At 39.5% G+C, this 18,177-nt stretch carries 16 protein-coding genes, 1 tRNA gene and 1 pseudogene; 7 read left to right on the top strand and 11 right to left on the bottom strand.

Features of this window, described 5'->3' with window-relative positions:
• Positions 1–79 precede the first annotated feature (79 nt).
• The 5 genes from V7K49_RS22555 to V7K49_RS22535 all read left to right on the top strand — a co-directional run bounded on the left by V7K49_RS22555 (position 80) and on the right by V7K49_RS22535 (position 3,505).
• On the top strand, positions 80–1,522 hold the full coding sequence (locus tag V7K49_RS22555) for an AAA family ATPase (RefSeq protein ID WP_335207573.1): 1,443 nt from the start codon (positions 80–82) through the stop codon (positions 1,520–1,522).
• Between the two features lie 29 nt (positions 1,523–1,551).
• Positions 1,552–2,079 (top strand): hypothetical protein, encoded by a 528-nt coding sequence (locus V7K49_RS22550; protein WP_335207571.1) that lies wholly within the window; start codon positions 1,552–1,554, stop codon positions 2,077–2,079.
• A 75-nt stretch (positions 2,080–2,154) separates the two neighbouring features.
• Complete coding sequence (locus tag V7K49_RS22545; RefSeq protein WP_334871138.1) at positions 2,155–2,421, top strand: FitA-like ribbon-helix-helix domain-containing protein; 267 nt, start codon at positions 2,155–2,157, stop codon at positions 2,419–2,421.
• Complete coding sequence (locus V7K49_RS22540) at positions 2,418–2,876, top strand: type II toxin-antitoxin system VapC family toxin (RefSeq protein ID WP_335207569.1); 459 nt, start codon at positions 2,418–2,420, stop codon at positions 2,874–2,876. The genes V7K49_RS22545 and V7K49_RS22540 overlap by 4 nt, the downstream gene beginning before the upstream one ends.
• A gap of 185 nt (positions 2,877–3,061) precedes the next feature.
• Positions 3,062–3,505, top strand: coding sequence for an acyl-CoA thioesterase (locus tag V7K49_RS22535; protein ID WP_335207568.1), 444 nt, complete (start codon positions 3,062–3,064; stop codon positions 3,503–3,505).
• Positions 3,506–3,545: 40 nt separating this feature from the next.
• Here the strand turns inward: V7K49_RS22535 and V7K49_RS22530 are convergent, their stop codons facing one another.
• The 3 genes from V7K49_RS22530 to menA are packed head-to-tail and all read right to left on the bottom strand — an operon-like array spanning position 3,546 to position 6,881.
• Entirely contained in the window at positions 3,546–4,976 is a 1,431-nt protein-coding gene (locus V7K49_RS22530) for a 2-succinylbenzoate--CoA ligase (protein WP_335207737.1), read from the bottom strand.
• Positions 4,961–5,971: an o-succinylbenzoate synthase gene (locus V7K49_RS22525; protein WP_335207566.1), complete on the bottom strand. Its 1,011-nt coding sequence runs from the start codon at positions 5,969–5,971 to the stop codon at positions 4,961–4,963. Before V7K49_RS22525 ends, V7K49_RS22530 begins: the two co-directional genes overlap by 16 nt.
• A 13-nt stretch (positions 5,972–5,984) precedes the next feature.
• Positions 5,985–6,881, bottom strand: coding sequence for a 2-carboxy-1,4-naphthoquinone phytyltransferase (gene menA / locus V7K49_RS22520; protein WP_335207564.1), 897 nt, complete (start codon positions 6,879–6,881; stop codon positions 5,985–5,987).
• A 313-nt stretch (positions 6,882–7,194) separates the two neighbouring features.
• On the opposite strand from menA, the gene V7K49_RS22515 reads away from it, so the two are divergent.
• Entirely contained in the window at positions 7,195–8,610 is a 1,416-nt protein-coding gene (locus tag V7K49_RS22515; RefSeq protein WP_334871150.1) for an isochorismate synthase, read from the top strand.
• Between the two features lie 61 nt (positions 8,611–8,671).
• Here the strand turns inward: V7K49_RS22515 and V7K49_RS22510 are convergent, their stop codons facing one another.
• The 3 genes from V7K49_RS22510 to V7K49_RS22500 all read right to left on the bottom strand — a co-directional run bounded on the left by V7K49_RS22510 (position 8,672) and on the right by V7K49_RS22500 (position 11,810).
• Positions 8,672–9,979 carry a glutamate-5-semialdehyde dehydrogenase gene (locus tag V7K49_RS22510; protein ID WP_335207562.1) on the bottom strand — a complete coding sequence of 436 codons (1,308 nt, stop codon included), beginning with the start codon at positions 9,977–9,979 and terminating at the stop codon, positions 8,672–8,674.
• Positions 9,980–10,359: 380 nt separating this feature from the next.
• Positions 10,360–11,181 carry a nucleoside triphosphate pyrophosphohydrolase gene (gene mazG, locus V7K49_RS22505; RefSeq protein WP_335207736.1) on the bottom strand — a complete coding sequence of 274 codons (822 nt, stop codon included), beginning with the start codon at positions 11,179–11,181 and terminating at the stop codon, positions 10,360–10,362.
• A 38-nt stretch (positions 11,182–11,219) separates the two neighbouring features.
• Positions 11,220–11,810, bottom strand: coding sequence for a metal-binding protein (locus V7K49_RS22500; RefSeq protein WP_335207560.1), 591 nt, complete (start codon positions 11,808–11,810; stop codon positions 11,220–11,222).
• 143 nt (positions 11,811–11,953) lie between these two features.
• Between V7K49_RS22500 and V7K49_RS22495 the strand changes: the two genes are divergently transcribed.
• A tRNA-Val gene (locus tag V7K49_RS22495) sits at positions 11,954–12,026 on the top strand.
• 108 nt (positions 12,027–12,134) lie between these two features.
• Here the strand turns inward: V7K49_RS22495 and V7K49_RS22490 are convergent.
• From V7K49_RS22490 to V7K49_RS22470, 5 genes and pseudogenes are all read right to left on the bottom strand, one after another.
• Positions 12,135–12,326 (bottom strand): hypothetical protein, encoded by a 192-nt coding sequence (locus tag V7K49_RS22490; RefSeq protein ID WP_335207559.1) that lies wholly within the window; start codon positions 12,324–12,326, stop codon positions 12,135–12,137.
• 282 nt (positions 12,327–12,608) lie between these two features.
• Complete coding sequence (locus V7K49_RS22485; protein ID WP_335207556.1) at positions 12,609–13,223, bottom strand: hypothetical protein; 615 nt, start codon at positions 13,221–13,223, stop codon at positions 12,609–12,611.
• A 206-nt stretch (positions 13,224–13,429) separates the two neighbouring features.
• On the bottom strand, positions 13,430–14,098 hold the full coding sequence (locus tag V7K49_RS34765; protein ID WP_442948687.1) for a tetratricopeptide repeat protein: 669 nt from the start codon (positions 14,096–14,098) through the stop codon (positions 13,430–13,432).
• Between the two features lie 123 nt (positions 14,099–14,221).
• Positions 14,222–17,674: pseudogene (locus tag V7K49_RS22475) on the bottom strand (nSTAND1 domain-containing NTPase); the annotation flags it as partial.
• A 209-nt stretch (positions 17,675–17,883) separates the two neighbouring features.
• Positions 17,884–18,072: a hypothetical protein gene (locus V7K49_RS22470; protein ID WP_335207550.1), complete on the bottom strand. Its 189-nt coding sequence runs from the start codon at positions 18,070–18,072 to the stop codon at positions 17,884–17,886.
• Positions 18,073–18,177 lie beyond the last annotated feature (105 nt).

Raw genomic sequence — 18,177 nt, 5'->3', positions numbered from 1 at the left:
AATTTACAAAGCATAGTAGGTTTAGTTGAGTATATTATTATATGAAATGAACCTTGAGTAATTAAAATAAAACGGTGCTATGAAAGTAGAAATTCATAACTTAGGTGTTATCGAAGAACTAAAAATTGACTTAAAACCTCTTACTGTTTTTATTGGAAGAAATAACACTGGAAAAACTTGGACAGCTTATACTTTAGCATCTATATTAGGTAAACATGGATTTGAGAGGTATTTGAAAAGTTACATTAATGGCAAAACTCAGCAAAAATATCCGATTATAGATAATGCTATTGAGCAATTTCTGCAAGAAGGAAATGTTAGTATTGACTTAATCAATTTTGTTGAGGAGTATGCGGAAGTATATATTAATGATGTCGCTCAGTCATCTCCTAGCTTGATGAAAACATTTTTGAGTACTGAACGTAGTGATTTTAAATCAAGGAAGATAAGCTTTGATTTAGCTACGGTAAAACAAGAAATACTTGAGAATGTCAAAAAATATAGCTTAGAAAGAAAAATTTCTTTTGGCTCACAAGGTAAAGAGTATTTAAATATATTAAAGGAAATTGGTGAAAATAATATTTATTTTAACATAATTTCCAAAGGTAGCTTTTTAAAAAAAATCCCTATGAGGTTATTTAAAGAACTTTTACTTCAAGAGATTTTCCAGATACTTCATAGGTCTTTTTATTCAGATGTTTATATATTTCCTACACAAAGAACTACTTTGATAACTTTTCCTTTTTCTCTTAAAAAAGAAATATTGAAATTTGAAAATGTAAATTATGATAGTTTTGATGAAACCTCTGATGTTGATTTAAATATTAAAAAAATAATATCTGAACACTCGGATAAACCAAAAACTAAAAAACCAAGTGAGTCAGTACAAGGTTTAATAGAAATATTAGCTAATGCATATATAAAGGCAACAGATGAAAGAGAAGAAAAAATAAAAAAAAGAACAGAAATTGCCATTTATGCTGAATTAGCAGAATTATTAGAAAAGCAAGTTTTGCAAGGTAGAATAGATTTTAATGAGCCTGGATTAGAAAATGAAATAATCTTTCAGCCATCAGAAAAAATCAAATTGGAAATAACAGATGCTTCATCTCTGGTTAAAGGACTAGCACCTTTAGTACTTTGGTTACGCTATCTGGCTGAACCGGATGAGTTGCTAATTATTGATGAACCAGAAATGAATTTACACCCATCAGTACAAGTAGCAATTACTGAATTTTTAGCAATGTTAGTCCAAGCTGGTCTAAAAGTATTAATTACAACTCATAGTCCTTATATTTTGGATCATCTATCGAATTTGATGAAAGCTGCTAAATATAAAGATAAAGAAAGTATAAAAGAGAAATTTTATTTAGAACGAACAGAAGCTTTTATTCCTCAAGAAAAAGTTTCTGTATATCTGTTTGAGGATGGTATAGCTAAGAATATCTTAAATGAAGAAGGGCATATAGATTGGGGTACGTTTGGTGATGTATCTGATGATATTTCCCATATATTCCCATAGTCACTTTTTAGCTTAAAAGTAATTTAAGAATGCCTTTAAATAATTTATTGTTATCAAGTTGTTTGCTACCAGGAAAAACAAGTTATACAGAAAATGGAGTAGAGATAAATATAAAACCATCTAGCGGTGAAACAATTCTCTTTTTTCTTATAGACAATCAGTCAAATCCTAATTGTAAATTGCGTCAACTATTAGGATTAGAGCAAGAAGGGATGAAAATCTGTGATCTAATTGTCTTCTATGCAAAAGAGAGTAAAAGAATAATTTGCTTTGTAGAATTGAAAGGTGGTGATGTAAAAACAGCTACAGAGCAAGTCATGACTACATATACATATTTTAAAAAATTCTTGAAACAGTCTGAACCATCACTAAATTTTATTGCAAAAGCATATATTAAATCTAACAGTTCTGCACCGCAAGAAATTGATAAATATAAAAAGGAATTAAAACAGACGTTTGGCGAAGGGAACTACGATATTAGCAAGAATTCAGATTTAGGTAACTTTCTGCGAGGAGTTGAATATCAACCTAAAGGGAAATCAAAAAAAAGTAGATAATTGAGAGAAAGCGATCGCTCCCCTTTTGCTTGCATAGTGCTATCATTTTGATAAATTATACTTTGAGGTAAAGCGATGGCTACCCTTTATGTAAGAAATTTACCCGATGATTTGTATGCAAAGCTGCAAGAGTTAGCGGTATCTCAGCACCGTTCAATTAACGCCCAAGTTATAACTCTGTTAGAAGAAGCTTTAAAAACTGAAACACAGCAAACAGAAGACGAAAGACGAAAAAATGTCCCAAAACTTTTAGAGGAAATCCGTCTTCGCCGTGAACAGCTACCAACTGATATTGGATGGCCTGATAGCACTGCCATGATTAGAGAAGATCGGGACAGATGACAATTCCTTTTAGGTGCGTCGTGGATACCAGTGTGTCCCTTAAGCAATTTATTCCTGATCCGCTAACAGCCAAGGTTAATCAACTGTTTGCTCACCTTGCCTATCCCCAGACAGAAATCTTTGTACCTGACTTATTTTACATTGAGTGTGCAAACGTTTTGTGGAAGTATGCTCATGCAGGTCGTTACGATGTTTCTTTGATTCAGGGGAATTTAGCTAGTCTCAAAGCTTTTCCTTTGTGTGTTGTCTCCACAGTTGACTTGATGGCGGATGCAGTTACGATCGCCTTAAATTATGGAATCTCCGCCTACGATGGCTCTTATGTTGCACTTTCCCAGCAGGTAGGTGCTACTTTGCTGATTCTTGACGGTAAGCTTGTGAGGGCAATAACCGCTTCGTCTTCCAATATTTCCTCGTTTAATGACTTCGAGGTTCCGCCGTTGGAGTCAATGTAGAAGCGATCACTCTTTCTTACCCTATATTCAATTCCAAAGCATTAGATAAGACTAAACATCTCGATACAAACTCAGAATTGGGGAAATTGAATTTTTCTCGCTGACTTACTTAGTTGAAATAAAATTAGTTTGTAGAGCAAGCAATCAACCTACTGTTTTTTGTTTTTAATATTTAATTGTCAAAAATGCCTTTTACTTATAATCGCACGGTTCGCTTTCAAGATACTGATGCTGCTGGGGTAGTTTATTTTGCTAACGTTTTGGGTATTTGCCATGAAGCTTATGAAGAATCTCTAGAAGCATCAACTATTAATCTCAAAGATTTTTTTATTAATCCGTCTGTAGCTTTCCCCATTGTTCATACTAGTGTTGATTTTTTACGCCCTATGTTTGTCGGGGACAAGTTGCTGATTAGTTTAATACCGCAAAAAATAGGTGTTGATAAGTTTGAAATTACTTACGAAATTACGGTGGCTAAGGTGGTAGTTGCTAAGGCTATTACTAGGCATGTTTGTATTGATGCGAGTAGTAGAAGTAAGCAAGAATTACCTGAAGAGATAATCCAGTGGTTGGAAACGAACCGCCCAGACGCAGAGAAGCCAGTGCGTTGGGCGGGTTCCCCGACTTGAAGCAACTGGCGCGGCGCAGAGAGAAGAAAATCGAGAGAGATTATGTGATGGGATTTTGGAGGAATTCTGTGGCTATTTGCTGTAATTGTTGGCGGTTAATTTTACCTTGGGAGTTGCGGGGTAAGTTTTGCTGGGGAATCCAATGTTTAGGGATTTTAAATTTGCTGAGTTTATCTTTGAGTAGAGTTTGGATTTTTAAGGCAGAGGTATTTGATTGTTTGGGAATGTAAATTGCTGTTAAGGCTTGTCCCCAGTGTTTATCTGGGATGCCGATGACACAAATATCGGCAACCATTTGAGTTGCTTGTATAGCTGATTCAATCTCTGCTGGGTAAATATTTTCCCCACCTGTAATAATTTTATCGCTGTTACGTCCGATAATATTTAAATAACCTTGGTCGTCTAAAAAACCCAAATCATCTACTTGGAAAATATCCTGATTTTCTCTGGTTTTAGGATAATAACCAAGGGATAAAGATTGAGCATGAATGGTGATATTTCCTATTTGATTGGCATTTAAAATCTCGTCTTGCTGATTGCGAATAGTTACCTTAACATGGGGAAGAATCTGACCACTGCTCATTTTACCACCAAGAAAATCATCTGGTTTGAGGGTAGCAATTTGAGAGGCGGTTTCTGTCATCCCATAGGTAGGTGATAACCGGATACGATGAAATCTGGCTTTTTCTAATAGTTCGTTCCATGCTGGCGCACCTCCCAAAAGTACAGTATTAAATTGGATTAGCCATTCAGTTAATTCTGGATTTTGCAGAAGTCTTTGTAACTGTGTTGGTACTAAAGATATGAAAAACTCTGATTGTTTAATATTTAATATTTGACTTGATTCTAAGGCTTTAAATAGTTGAATAGCTAGTTTACCTCCGGTGGTGAAAGAGCGCAGAAATTGCATTAAACCGCTAACGTGATATAGCGGTAACACACAAAAAGAATTGACTTGTTTTAGTTGAAAGTATTCTGTAAATCCTTGTACAGATGCTATCAAAGTTTCCCAAGTGTGAATGGCAAACTTAATCTGCCCCGATGAACCACCTGTGGGAATCATAATACGATTGGGCACTTGTACTGAGCGACTTGTACCGAGCGAAGTCGAGGTAAGCCGAAGTATTGGGCATTGGTAATTATCGCCATTTTCCATTTTCCATGCCCTATTCCCTACTCCCCAAATAATATCTGGTTGTACTAAGTCAAACACTTGTTGCCATTCTTGTGTTCCCCAGTCGGGGTTACAAAGAAAAACTGGACAATTAGCTGCACAAGCGGCAATAAAACTGGCTAAAAATCGTAATGGTTCGCGTTCAGCTAAGATAATTTTTGGTGGTGTTCTCCACGCTGATAACTGTGTTAGTTCAAAATATAATTCTTGAGCTATTTGATTAAATTCACGGCTGTTATAACCGATAAGCCAATCATCCTGAGCCAGATTATTAAGACAGTCTAAAGCTCTTTGCATAAACTTTGAAGCCACGTCTCCTCTTGTTCAAAAAAATGGTCGATGCCAAAACCAACTGCCCTGTTGTTTCGGGATAATTCGGCTGCTAGCTGGAGTGCTGCAAGTCTTGCGATCGCAGTTTCAAATACTGATGAAAATACAGCATCAATTTCATGCTGGTGGCAAAACTTTCTCAGACGAGATGGTGATCCAACTATCCCAGGCTTTATGACAAAAATCCCTCGCCAACCTTGTTGATAACAGGCGGCGAGTTGTCCAAGTGTGGCGACAGATTCATCTAAAGCGATCGCAGTTTCATAACTCATACTCAATTCCAACATTCCCTGAAATTGCTCAATGGGTAGTGGTTGTTCAATAAATTCAATTTCTAGGGGTAGTTCTCCATTTGCCTTGAGATTGTCGCAAGTCCACAGCCATAAGTTAGCTTCTTCATAGGTGAGTCCACCGTTGGCATCTAATCGCAGTTTCGTAGAAGCAGGTAAGGTGTGTATCATTAACTCAAAAATTTCTAGTTCATGAGCGATCGCATCTACACCAATTTTCCACTTAAAAGTGCGATATCCCTGCTGCCATAGGGTTTCCCATTGATTTAAAGCCGCTTCCCCCGCTGGTAATAAGCCGCTGTAGGGGAGGAGTGAGGAGTTAGGAGTTAGGAAATTATTTTCTTTATCCCCCTTACTTCCTACTCCCCACTTTCCACTCCCCCACTCGCAGGCTGACTCAAAGCCAAATTGACAAGTTGGTAAGTCATCTGGGATGGAGAAAATTGTGTTGTCTGTGATTTCTTCTGGGAGTTGACGACAAAAATCTAAGGCTTGTTCTAGGGTTTCGGAACCGAACCAGCTAATGGGGGCAATTTCTCCCCAACCGACTCTAAGAGTTTCATCGGTGAGACGGAGGATAATGCCCTCACGAATATCCCAATTACCATGATTGGTAGTCAGTGTTCGCCCAAACCTTCGCTGATAGGGACGAAATTTAAATTGATAACGCATCAATTAGTAATTGCTAAAGCATAAATCCCAAGCCCAACAGCAAGCAAGCCCAGAAATGCACAGCTACAGCGATGAATTTACAGTTACTAACTCTGTCGGGCTGGTTGTGATTTTCTTGGACGTGGCGGCATAATTTGACAGCAAAGGGCAAACTTACCCAACTCAACAATGTCCAAGCTGGAGAAATTCCCCACAGGACAAACAGCAGGGTGAGGGGATAAATGCTACTAGTGAACCAAACTAGAAGTTGGGCCCCTTTTGCTGTTCCCAGACGGACGATAGGCGATCGCTTACCTGCGGCTATGTCATCCTTAACTTGGTGAAAGTGTGAGCAAAACAAAATTAAGGTTGTGGCAATCCCCACAATGACTGAGGCTGCTAAACTTGTTATTGACCAAGTTTGAGTTTGGCTGTAATATGCTGCCTCCACTGCTAAGGGGCCAAAGGCAAAAAAGCAAAGAATTTCGCCTAAACCCTGATATCCTAAACGAAAGGGAGGCCCTTGGTACATATAGCCCAAACCGCAGCACAGCAGAATTATGGCGATGACAGTTAGGTCTTGTTGCCAAAAGGCGATCGCTAGTATACCCAGCAACCCCAAACCTAAACACAAATTTCCTAACCAAAATATTAATAGCTTATTGCCTGTTAAGTTCACCAAAGAATGGTGCTTATTTTGATCAATACCTGTTTCCGAATCAAAGACATCATTACTGATATTTTCCCAGGCAAGAATTAAAATTGCCGCAGTTACAAAAGTAGAAAATACTGCACTATTGAACATTTTAGTTTCTGCAAATGCTACTGCTGTTCCTACCCAAATGGGCATAATGGCAACGCTGTACATTGGCGGTTTAATCGCTGCCATCCATAACTTAGTGTTGGGATATAAAATCTGCTTGGTAGTCATCAGTTGTGATTAATTAAATTGCCGGAATATTACTTACACTTTCGATTTTATGATTTAAAGAGACTCCAGATATAGGTGATGTACAAATAACTGTCACTTTTACTGTGGCTTGTTAACCTTGTGTTGTTAACACTCACCCTGACGTTGCAATCTAAGGCTGAAACTGGCTTATCATGTTCTGAGAACACCACAAACAAGGCAAACCCTACGCTGGTAAAATGGCAACTTAATATGTTAACTGTAAGAATACGACCACGATTAATTACACTTTAGGAAGTTAACTTAAAAAAAATTTACTATCGTTAGAAGATCCATGACAGTTTTACCATGTCGTAACAACTTATTTGTAGAACACAAAGATTTATATCAATTTCTGGTAGCAGTGCAAGAAAAGTGCGTCAACAATAATTGCAGGCAAATTGTCAGTATCTCCCAGGAGATTGATTTAGTTGACCCTTTACTTGTATTGGACAAACTTACACAAGCAAATGAAATAAATTTTTACTTTGAGGACAAAGGTAAAGGAGAAGCGATCGCGGCAATTGATGCTGTGACAAAATTACAAATTGATGGAGCAGACCGTTTTACTAAAGCGGAAAATTTTATCAAATCTTGTCTAAAAAATATAATTAATTTTGGTAACGTTAATCAACCTTTTTCTGGCCCTCACTTTTTTTGTTATTTCAGCTTTTTTGATAAAAATTCTCAAGTAGATTACCCATTTCCATCTGCCACCATTTTTCTCCCCCGTTGGCAAGTAGCTGTGAAAAATCAGCGTTGTATATTAGTAACAAATATAATTATCAATGAAAATGTAAATATTCAAAGATTGTTGGAGACTGTGCAAAATAAAATTGAATTTCTCCAATCTTTAGAATATTACTCTGCTAATATTGATAGTTTTCCGGCAAAATTCTCCAATAAATCTGTCACGAATGCTGCTCAGTTTAAACGTTCAGTAGTATCTGTTTTGGAAAAAATTAGGTCTAGTCATTTAAGTAAGATTGTGCTAGCAGATATATTAGACGTCAAGTCAAGCAATCACTTTGACTTAGTTAAATCCTTAAATAATCTTAGGCAAATACATCCTAACTGTTATATTTTTTCTACAAGTAATGGCAAGGGACAAAACTTTATTGGTGCAAGTCCAGAACGATTAATTAGTATTAATAATCAACAGTTAATCACCGATGCTTTGGCTGGTTCTGCACCACGAGGTAAAACCCCTGCTGAAGATGCGGTTAATGCCAATCGCTTACTTAATAGTGCAAAAGAAAAGCACGAACACTCGCTGGTACTTGATTTCATTACACAACGCCTATGCCAGCTAGGTTTATTACCCCAAATATCAGCACCCCGCCTGCGACAATTATCGAATATCCAGCATTTATGGACACCAATCAGCGCTATGGTTCCTACTAACATCCATCCATTAAAGATTGTCGCCCAATTGCATCCTACACCAGCTGTTGCCGGTGCAGCACGAGATGTAGCCTGTGCCGAAATTCGTCGTTACGAAAACTTTGAAAGAGGTTTGTATGCTGCGCCTCTAGGTTGGATAGATTCTCAGGGGAACTGCGAGTTTATTGTGGGAATTCGTTCAGCATTGGTCTATGGCGATCGCGCGAGATTGTATGCTGGTGCTGGTATTGTCGCAGGATCTAATCCTGATAAGGAGTTTGCAGAGGTGCAGCTTAAGCTTCAGGCGTTACTCAAAGCGTTAGTTTAAAGAGACTTTCAAATTAAAAAACATCCAAATATTTCTCTGTATGAGAGCTTATATTTTAGTTTTAAACTAAATCCTGATGAGTGAAAGCTTTAGCATTTGCCCCGGTGTAAGTAGCTACAATATGGCCATCGCCAGTCATTTGATATTTGTATGTGACTAATCCTTCTAAACCAACAGGGCCACGGGGAGGCATTTGTTGCGTACTAATCCCTACTTCTGCACCAAAACCATAGCGGAAGCCATCAGCAAAGCGGGTGGAACAATTGTGGAATATATTGGCTGAATTTACCAGTCCAAAGAAAGTTTCAACAGATGCTGAATCTTCAGTAATAATCGCGTCAGTATGACGAGAACCATATTCATTAATATGAGCGATCGCATCTTCTAAAGAGTCTACAATCTTAATCGACAAAATAAAATTGCTGTATTCTGTTTCCCAGTCTATTTCTGTTGCAGTTGCAATGTTAGGTAAAATCTTTAAGGTACGTTTATCACCTCTTAATTCCACATGGCGTTCTTGCAAAGCCTCAGCAACTTTTGGTAAAAACTCTGTAGCAATAGAGGAGTGAACTAGCAAAGTTTCAATGGCATTACAAACAGCAGGATATTGCGCTTTAGCATCGACAGTAATCGGAACTGCTTTAGAAATATCAGCGGCTTTATCTATATAAAGATGACAAATTCCATCGGCGTGGCCTAGTACCGGAATCCGCGTATTTTCCTGCACAAACCGGACAAATGAATTAGAACCTCTAGGAATAATTAAATCTACATATTTATCTAACTTCAAAAGTTCTAGAGTTTCTTCTCTAGTTGTTAGCAATTGCACCGCATCAGGATTAACAGCAGTATGAGATAATCCTTGCTTAATTGCCTTAACTATTGCTTCACAAGAACGCACCGCTTCCTTTCCACATTTGAGGATTACACCATTACCCGATTTAATAGCCAAAGAAACAATTTGAATTGCCGCCTCTGGACGGGCTTCAAAAATAATCCCCAAAACACCTAAAGGACAAGTAATCCGCTTGAGAGTCAAACCAGTGTCTAATTCGCGGTGAATCTGCACTTTCCCGACTGGATCAGCTAGCTTACCAACATCTCGTACCCCAGCGATCGCATCTCTTAACTTATGTTCATCTAACTGCAAGCGTTTATAAAGTGGTTTGGCAATTCCTTCAGAAGTAGCAGCTTCACAATCAGCAACATTTGCTTGTAAAATTTCATCTCTAGCTGATTCTAAAGCTTGAGCGATCGCAACAAGCGCTTGATTTTTGGCTTCAGTGGAGAGAATCGCTAGCTTACTTGCAGCTTGGCGGGTTTGCCCTGCGATCGTAATTAGGGGAGAAGCAATGTTAAGAATAGTCATAGCACAAATCTTTACCTTTTCCTCATCTTATCAACACTGAGTTAATCATTAATCATTAGTTATTAGTTATTTTCCCCGCTCCTCCCTTATCGTCTTCCTCCAATCGGGTGAACCATGTGGGTAATCAATAATTACTCTAATCGGGTGAAGCAAGACTTGGTTTAAAACATTTATTCTGTAATTATCGAACACAGAAAAACCAGAGGTAAGAACTTCACAGCTATACAAATATTTTAAGTATTAGTACAGGGATTATTTGAAAGTCTTAAATATGATTTATGCGTACCGAGACTAGAGAGACAAAGTGAGTTATGTTTCTCTAGTCTTTTTATTAAGGAAATAATTTATACTGCCCTTTACCCTAGCCAAGGGGCTTTAACTTATGAGCCTTCTTTGGCAAGTTGCGCTTTTGCCTGTTGCCACAAGTTTTCTAACTCATCCAAACTGTAATCAGAAAGGGGACGGTCAACAACTGCCTCCATTTTTTCTAATCGCTGGACAAATCGCTGATTTGTGCCTTGCAAAGCGGCGCTAGGGTCAAGATTATGCCAACGGGCTAGCTGAATAGCTGCAAACAGTAAATCGCCTAATTCTGCTTGTTGTCGTTCTAGTGTTTCCTCAGCCAAAGCCTGTTGAAACTCCGCCAACTCCTCATGAAACTTATCCCAGACACCCTGAATATTTTCCCATTCAAACCCGATCACCGCAGCCTTTTGAGAAATCTTCATCGCCGCCGTCAGTGGGGGAAGGGTGCGCCCATAACGACCGAGTTTAGCACTAAGTTTTTGGGCGTCTGGAGATACTTCGCCTTTTTCCGCAGCTTTAATTTGTTCCCAATTTTGCCGCACCTCATCCACACTTGCAACCGACACATCACCAAACACATGGGGATGACGGCGAATCAACTTTTGGGAAATTCCTTGAGTTATTTCTTTGAGGGAAAATTGCCCAGATTCGCTAGCGATTTGGGCTTGCAGTACCACTTGTAATAATAAATCGCCTAACTCCTCAGCGATCGCCTCCTTATCCCCACTCCTAATCGCGTCTACCACCTCATAAGCTTCCTCAATCACATAAGGCGTTAGCGTTTCGGCAGTTTGCGCCAAATCCCAAGGACAACCCCCATCAGGCGATCGCAACTTCGCTACCACCTCAATCAATTCCTGCAACGCCGCCAAACTCTCATTTTGATTCACTTCTATACCTCTACGTACCTCTGCGTCCCTTTGCGTTTAAAAAATCATTTCTTTGGCTTCGGCCGACGACTACCACTCCTGTTCACTTTCCGCTTCTTGATTTTGCCACTAGGAAGCAACCCCCGAACCCCCTGTTTTTGAAAGCGCTTGTATGCCGAACCGCCCCAATCGCTGAGAGAATGACTCATTGCACCGAGTTCCAACCCCAAAAAGAGGGCGATATATTCAGTATCGTATTGTACGAGCGATCGCCCCACAGTTTGTCCCAAATCCTGCCAAGTAAAACTCAGATTCCATAACTTTTGGGCAATTGCCAAAACGAAAATTGCCAAGATAGCTAGCAAGCAGCCGAGATAAAGTATCCGCAGGATCGTGCCAATAATTGGCCCGTGGGATAAAAAAGAACGATGACGGAGACTTTTTTGATAAGGTAGCCAAATCCAGCGCAAGAAACCCCAGCGTTGAAATTGCACAGAGTAAATATCCAAATCCGGGCCAAACATCAGCCCTCCAAAGAGAAACCCGCCTGCGACCAACAAAGTCGCATTGCTACTGCGAGTTTGCCAGAAAGTAACGCCCGCCACTAACGGCAGAGCATACATAGTAATGCGATCGTGCGTTCGACCAGAGGGCATCCTAAATCCTGTTAGCGATAGCGGGGCGTTTAGCCCGTGCTGAGTAACTGAATACTGAGTCAGTATAAGAGAAAAAAAGATTTTCCCAAAACTACTAGCGCCACGCGAAATATTTTGCTATATTAGTTAAGGATCAGTAAAAAGGGCGGTTAGCTCAGTTGGTAGAGCGCCTGCCTTACAAGCAGGACGTCATCAGTTCGAGTCTGGTACTGCCCATTAAGTAAATTAAGGCTAGAAACAGCTTAAATGCGGTTTCTAGCCTTTTTTAAATGGATTCACAATCTTTAATTGACCGTGCCAATTTTGGATTGAAGAATTGAAGAATTAAAGATTATAAATTTCCTCACGGCTGAATACACCATTCACTTGAACAGGATTCTCTGTTAATTCATCAACTATGTCTCTTTTTTTAGATGATTTTTTCTTCACCAAAACGATTACTTTAATATCATCTCTTTCACCGAGTTCTTGGGGTGCATCCCACTTTTTATTTTGCAATGAAAGAATAACTGTCATTGCGTTTGTGTAGCGTCTCGTAGAGAGGAGGAACGACGTTCGCGCAGCGTGTCGCAGACAAGCAATCGCATGGACTCGCGCTTAGTTGGAGATTTTGCGATTGCTTTGCTTCACTTCGTTTCGCTCGCAATGACATGCAAAAAAGTGGGATGCTCCCAGTTCTTGTTTGTACTCATCGGGAATCTGAATTAAACTATTTTGAATCTTTGCTTGAAACTCAACTGCACTTAGCATCTTTAATCTCTCTTATATATTGAAATAATTAAATCTTATCCCATTTATTCAAACAGCAGTTAAAACAGGCTGAAAAGGTTGCAATAAAATACCCAAAATTTTATCAACTTCTTTAATATAGTATTCAGTCGAATCTATATAAACAGTCGTTTCTTCTAAAAATAAAAACTTCCAGTTAGTTCCACTAGTAACCGCTCCATAAATCCGCCCAACTTCATTGCCTTGATTTTGATTGAACAACTGCGCCGCAATCATCGCCGCTACACATTGACCAAGACCGCCGATAATATCTTCTTTTTTTGCTTCAAAAATAAACATTACCGGAGCAGAAACAAATAATTGCTCTTGGGAATTACTGATGATGTAATCGCAAAAACCTTGCAAGCCTTGAGTAGTATCAACATTAAATTCATTCCCCGAAAACAGTGAGATTTTATTATTTAATAATCGTCTGACCTCCGCCAGGATTGGTGCAATTAAAAACTCTGATCTGGCTTTTTCGGTTGAAATTGCAGTTGCTAAAGGAATGTAATCTATTAAAATCGTTCTGAGAGTTTCTGATGGTGTAACAGGTTTGGTATCAGCAAATAAATTACGAGTTTCATCGAGGGTTAAGTCAAAACTCTTTTTCACTTTAGCTAGACTAAAATCGCTGTATGCCATCCTTCCACCTTGTGATTATCTATTTCGTCTATATATATATATTGATGCAACTCAATCTTAGCCTTATTGAATGGGAGCATCGCAGCTACAAAGCCAGGGCAATGGAATTCGCGGCTACACAAACTCTCGTCCGCCTCCGCAGACTAAGAGAAAATTAAGGTTTTTTAACCCACGGAGGTGGGTAAAGCCTCGTGTAGACGCGGTTTCTAACCGCCTCTTTTAACTAAATTTCGTAACTTTTCAAGCTCTGCATCTGTGAACGGATTCTTCCCCGCCCGTAAATCTTTCACCCAGCGCTGCCGTTGTGCTTTACTATCTTTATCGTCAGTCTGGGCAATGTATGCTTCAAAGTCCTCAATTGCCCCTTGATAGTTGCCTGTCAGCGCTCTAGCCAAGCCACGACTATTACGAATGTTGCTATCTTCAGGTGCAAATGCAACAGCTTGTTCACAGGCTGATAACACATCAGCGGCTTGTTTTTGTAGATAGTAGTAAATAGATAGCGATGTTAGAGACTGCAACGCTGGCTCTATAAAAACTGGCAAGCGGAAAATCATTAGTTCCATACCATTACCTTCTTGCAGACTAGCTTGGCGACATAGTGTATTCCAAGAATCAACAGAAATTTCGACTTTTGGATCAAACTTTAGAGCTTCGGTATAATCTGCTAACGCTTCCTTAAACTTTTTCTCTTCTAAGCGGCTGTTTCCTTCATCAACTGAGCGTTCAGCCTTGCCTTTGTTGACAAACTCTTTTGCTCTGGCCTGGAAATCAAAATTTAATTTATTATCCCACTGCTGTGCTTGGCGGAACTTTTCAACAGCACCATTAATATCATCATTTCGCGCTAACTTCTCACCTTGGATGACTAACACTGTCGCCCCCAGCGCCTTCTGTGATAAAGTTTGGCATGATTGCAACTCTTCTAACACTTCTGGATGGGCAATGAAGTAATTATTCAGCAAGTTGCAACTACTGTGTAATAAATTATCGATATCCAAGTCCCATAAAATCACAGTCTTGTCATCACTGCCAGAAGCCAGTGTCTTGCCATCGGGGCTGAATCCGACGCTATAGACCGAACTGCTATGCCCTTCTAAAGTGTTAACTTCAAAAGCTTTATTCTCTTTATGCTCTTGTGGCTGCAAATAAACTGCTTGCCTTAACGTTGCCATAGTCCGCATTTTGGTATCTGTATTTGCCCAAGGCGTCAGTTTGAGTTTTCCCCCAGCTTTTAAGGCTTCTATTAAGGCATCGGAGTTTTGCCCAGAGACAAAAAACGTCTCTGAAGAATTAGTAAGGGCGTTAATTTCACTAATTGCAGCTTGTTTTCTTTGCTCATCTGCCCTTTGTGCAGCATCCCAGGCTGTAAATGCTAGCCCAGCTAATACTAATCCTGCGGTCACGGAACCAAAAAGGGCGCGTTTGAGAAAGTTATTTAGTTTCGCGTCACTCAGTTTTCTTTCTTCTCGTTCTTTTTCTAGTTCCGCCATCACCTGCTTTAACTTCGGTTCCTGTTGCTGGCGGATAAAGGCGGCGATGTAGTCATGTACCAGTTGATAACGGTCAGCCGGGTTTTCTGGTAGCAAAACCACCAAGCCGGATTGGACAAAAATCTCTAAAATCAAATCTAATTAGCTGATGTCAAAAGCTTTATCCCCCCTAGTTTCTGATCCCCCCGCCTGCGGCGACCCCCTTTTTAAGGGGGTAGAAAGAATATAGCCCCCCTTTTTAAGGGGGGTTGGGGGGATCTCTGAAAGCTGAAAACTACTAACTGAAAAGTACTCCTGTAAATCGCGTTCCATCTCAGCGCGAGTCTTCAGAGGGCGAGTTCCTTTTTCATCCGTCAGCAAATACAGTAATATTTCTGCTGCTTGCTGATTCTCAACACCACAATCATTAACAACTTCATCCAAGTAACGCTTAACCAATTCGTCCTTAGTGCCACGCTGCCGATATTCTGCCAGAGTTGTAATATTCTCTGTTTGCAGTTGCGCCCCCACAACCTGCAACTCAATGGGACGAACTTCGCCCAATTCTCCGGCTAAATCTTGCACCAGTTCTTCAACTAAAGCAGGCTCTAAGCGAAAACTAGTATTTTCAGTTAAACGCTGAATAATTGACTTCGCATCAGCAGGTGAGAAATTCCCCAACTTGTAAAGCACATTATTACTGAGAATGTCATTGCCAATAATCTTCAGGCTGGACAAATCATTGCACTCCAGCAAGTAATGGATGTAATCTACCCGCAACGATAAGATAACTTTCACCGATAGAACATTCAGACACTCTCCCAGAAACTCAAAGAATTGCTTCCTTTGTGCAGGTTCGGTGTAAACAAAGAAAAATTCCTCAAATTGATCAAAAATTAGCACTGTGCGGAGGTTGTGCTGTTCGTTTTCTTTAAGTCTGGATATTAAATATTGCGGAGTTTCGAGTTCAGAGGTCAAACGTTGAGCCTCTGAGGTCGAAATTTCGAGTTCAGAGGTCAAACGTTGAGCTTCTGAGGTCGAAGTTCCGAGTTCAAAGGTCGAACGTTGAGCTTCTGAGGTCGAAGTTCCGAGTTCAGAGGTCGAACGTTGAGCTTCTGAGGTCGAAGTTCCGAGTTCAGAGGTCGAACGTTGAGCTTCTGAGGTCGAAGTTCCGAGTTCAAAGGTCGAATGTTGAGCTTCTGAGGTCGAAACTTGAAGTTCTAACTCTCCCTCATCTCTCCCATTTCCCAAAAGCTTCCCCAACTCTTCCACCCAGTTGGTGTAAACGCGCATTACCACCGGCAAATTATCTTTAGTACCGATCGCTTTATTCTTTAAAGCTGGTATCAGTCCCGCATTCACCAGGGAACTTTTGCCGACACCCGATTGCCCATGAATTACTATCAGCTTATAATCATGGCGACCCATGCGTTCAATCAAACGTTCTACATCCAATAGGCGACCAGATGCAGCAATTTCTGGGGCAATATTTGCTTGGGGAGAGTTTGAGCGCAATGTTTCTACAAATGCCTGTTTTGTTGCTTCTAACCTCCCTGCACCAATAAACGCCCGTAAGCCAAATTGCTGTTCAATGGAACGCTGCTGCTGTTTTATTTTGTATGCTTTAAGATATTCTTTTTGTTCAAAGTAAAGCTGCTGCAAAAAACTGAGAATATCCAAGTAAAGCCTGAAATCTTCTAGGGAATTACCCACATGCCTAGCAGTTTCTAAGCTGAAAGTTGCCTGTTTAATTTCACCTAAATGGTATTGAGAACGACTTAAAATAAACTCATATAAGCTCAAATCTTTTGATTTAACATCTCTTTCGGAAATCTCAGATACAACCCCTGATATACCCTCTGATTCCAGATTGGGAATTGCAGCAAAAACTTTTAAGGCTTGCTGAACATGCTGATTTGCTTCAACCCAGTTTTTTTTAGCTAAAGCCACCTCAGCTAAAAAACCGTAATCTTTGGCTAATTCCCTTAGCTGGTTATTCGTTTGATGTACTACTAAAGCTTGTTCTGCAAGACTCTGCAAAATTTCCCACTTTTGCAAGTCTCGCAAGATATCACCGAATTTAACTACTGAATTAGCAATTAAATCTGGACTGGAAAACTGTTTAATAAAATTTATATATTCTTGAATATAATGCCAAGTTGTATACCAATCTACATGATTGATATCTTGATGTTTAAAAGCTTTGAGATAATAACAAAAGCCAATCTCACCGAGGATTATTGCCTGCCGCTCTAAATTATTACCTTGCTTCCAAAGCTTTAAAGCTTTCTGATAATGCTCTAAAGCAGAATCTTTTTGATTATTTATCTGTTTGATAAAACCTAATAAAGATTCTAAATTAGCTTGAATTTCTAAATTATAAACATCTGGCTTGTTGAGTAAATATCTTTGCGCCGCTTCTAACTCGTTTTCCAGTTTAATATATACATCTACGCCAAAGCTTAAGTTATTACTAAACCATTGATTAGCCGTTTCGATAATAAAATCTACTAATTCCTGTGTTGATATGGCAAAATTTCTTGTAGTTGCCCAGCTTTCCAAATCTGGTGAAAACTGGATTAGTTGCTTATAGATTTCATCGTCAATCCACAACACTAAGGGAAAAGCAAAATTCTTGCGAAACTCTTCCCGCACCTGATTAGCAGAAGTTAACATCACAGACAAATTCTGCACTGATTCCAAACCCACAACCATCACACAGCCTGGTATTTCTTCCCCGAATTCTTCCTGAATCGCAGTATAAAGAGTTTTGCGAGATTGCTGCACCGCCAAAACACGAATTTCGACTTGACAAATTTCTCGCAATCTGGAGATTAAGCGATCGCGCAAACTAGCATAATTACACCGGGCCAAAATCAGCTTAAACTGTCCCACAGAGGACTCAATCGCCCAAGCTAATTGTGCCAGAGAGCGATCGTTATTTACATGGTCATCTTCTGATGGTTGCGAGTCTGTCATAAGGTGAATTCTAGTAATAAAATTACCATAGCCGTTGGTTTCGACTTCGCTCAACCAACTGAGTAATCGAGAGTTGAGCGTTCGCGTAGCGTCTCGCAGAGAAGTCGAAACTCGTCAACATAGGTATTTTTTTCATCAGAAATCACCTAAGTCATAAGCTGACGTAAATCTAGAGTTTAGGAGGCAAAGGAAGAATTAAAGACTACAAGTTAAACTTCCTGGCGTTTTAACTCCTGTATCAATACTTGAGCGCGTTTGCTAGCTTCTCTTGCTTGTTGTCTAAAATACTTAGCTTGCTGACGGTCACTTAAACACACTTCATATGCTTTTATACTAAATTCAACAGCTTGTTTACTGAGTTCTTTAATACGAGTCTTTAACTCTGGGACTGTTTTCATATTTTCTCCTGTTCTGAAATTACAATCTCTAAATTTTCTATCTCTTCATAAAGTCTATCTGCTCTACTAGCTAGTAAACTAGTACAGCGCGGCGGAAATAAACAA

Source organism: Nostoc sp., from assembly GCF_036919675.1.
Taxonomy (GTDB): Bacteria; Cyanobacteriota; Cyanobacteriia; order Cyanobacteriales; family Nostocaceae; genus Nostoc.
Note: the sequence above shows the minus strand (reverse complement) of the source record. Positions and strands in the feature narration are given on the sequence as shown.

Excerpts from the sequence above, each read along its gene's own strand:
- V7K49_RS22555 (WP_335207573.1), top strand. The coding sequence starts at position 80 with ATGAAAGTAGAAATTCATAACTTAGGTGTTATCGAAGAACTAAAAATT.
- V7K49_RS22550 (WP_335207571.1), top strand. The coding sequence starts at position 1,552 with ATGCCTTTAAATAATTTATTGTTATCAAGTTGTTTGCTACCAGGAAAA.
- V7K49_RS22535 (WP_335207568.1), top strand. The coding sequence starts at position 3,062 with ATGCCTTTTACTTATAATCGCACGGTTCGCTTTCAAGATACTGATGCT.
- V7K49_RS22540 (WP_335207569.1), top strand. The coding sequence starts at position 2,418 with ATGACAATTCCTTTTAGGTGCGTCGTGGATACCAGTGTGTCCCTTAAG.
- V7K49_RS22470 (WP_335207550.1), bottom strand. The coding sequence starts at position 18,072 with ATGAAAACAGTCCCAGAGTTAAAGACTCGTATTAAAGAACTCAGTAAA.
- V7K49_RS22500 (WP_335207560.1), bottom strand. The coding sequence starts at position 11,810 with ATGCCCTCTGGTCGAACGCACGATCGCATTACTATGTATGCTCTGCCG.
- V7K49_RS22485 (WP_335207556.1), bottom strand. The coding sequence starts at position 13,223 with ATGGCATACAGCGATTTTAGTCTAGCTAAAGTGAAAAAGAGTTTTGAC.
- V7K49_RS22490 (WP_335207559.1), bottom strand. The coding sequence starts at position 12,326 with ATGACAGTTATTCTTTCATTGCAAAATAAAAAGTGGGATGCACCCCAA.
- V7K49_RS22530 (WP_335207737.1), bottom strand. The coding sequence starts at position 4,976 with ATGCAAAGAGCTTTAGACTGTCTTAATAATCTGGCTCAGGATGATTGG.
- V7K49_RS22545 (WP_334871138.1), top strand. The coding sequence starts at position 2,155 with ATGGCTACCCTTTATGTAAGAAATTTACCCGATGATTTGTATGCAAAG.
- V7K49_RS22515 (WP_334871150.1), top strand. The coding sequence starts at position 7,195 with ATGACAGTTTTACCATGTCGTAACAACTTATTTGTAGAACACAAAGAT.
- V7K49_RS22525 (WP_335207566.1), bottom strand. The coding sequence starts at position 5,971 with ATGCGTTATCAATTTAAATTTCGTCCCTATCAGCGAAGGTTTGGGCGA.
- menA (WP_335207564.1), bottom strand. The coding sequence starts at position 6,881 with ATGACTACCAAGCAGATTTTATATCCCAACACTAAGTTATGGATGGCA.
- V7K49_RS22510 (WP_335207562.1), bottom strand. The coding sequence starts at position 9,979 with ATGACTATTCTTAACATTGCTTCTCCCCTAATTACGATCGCAGGGCAA.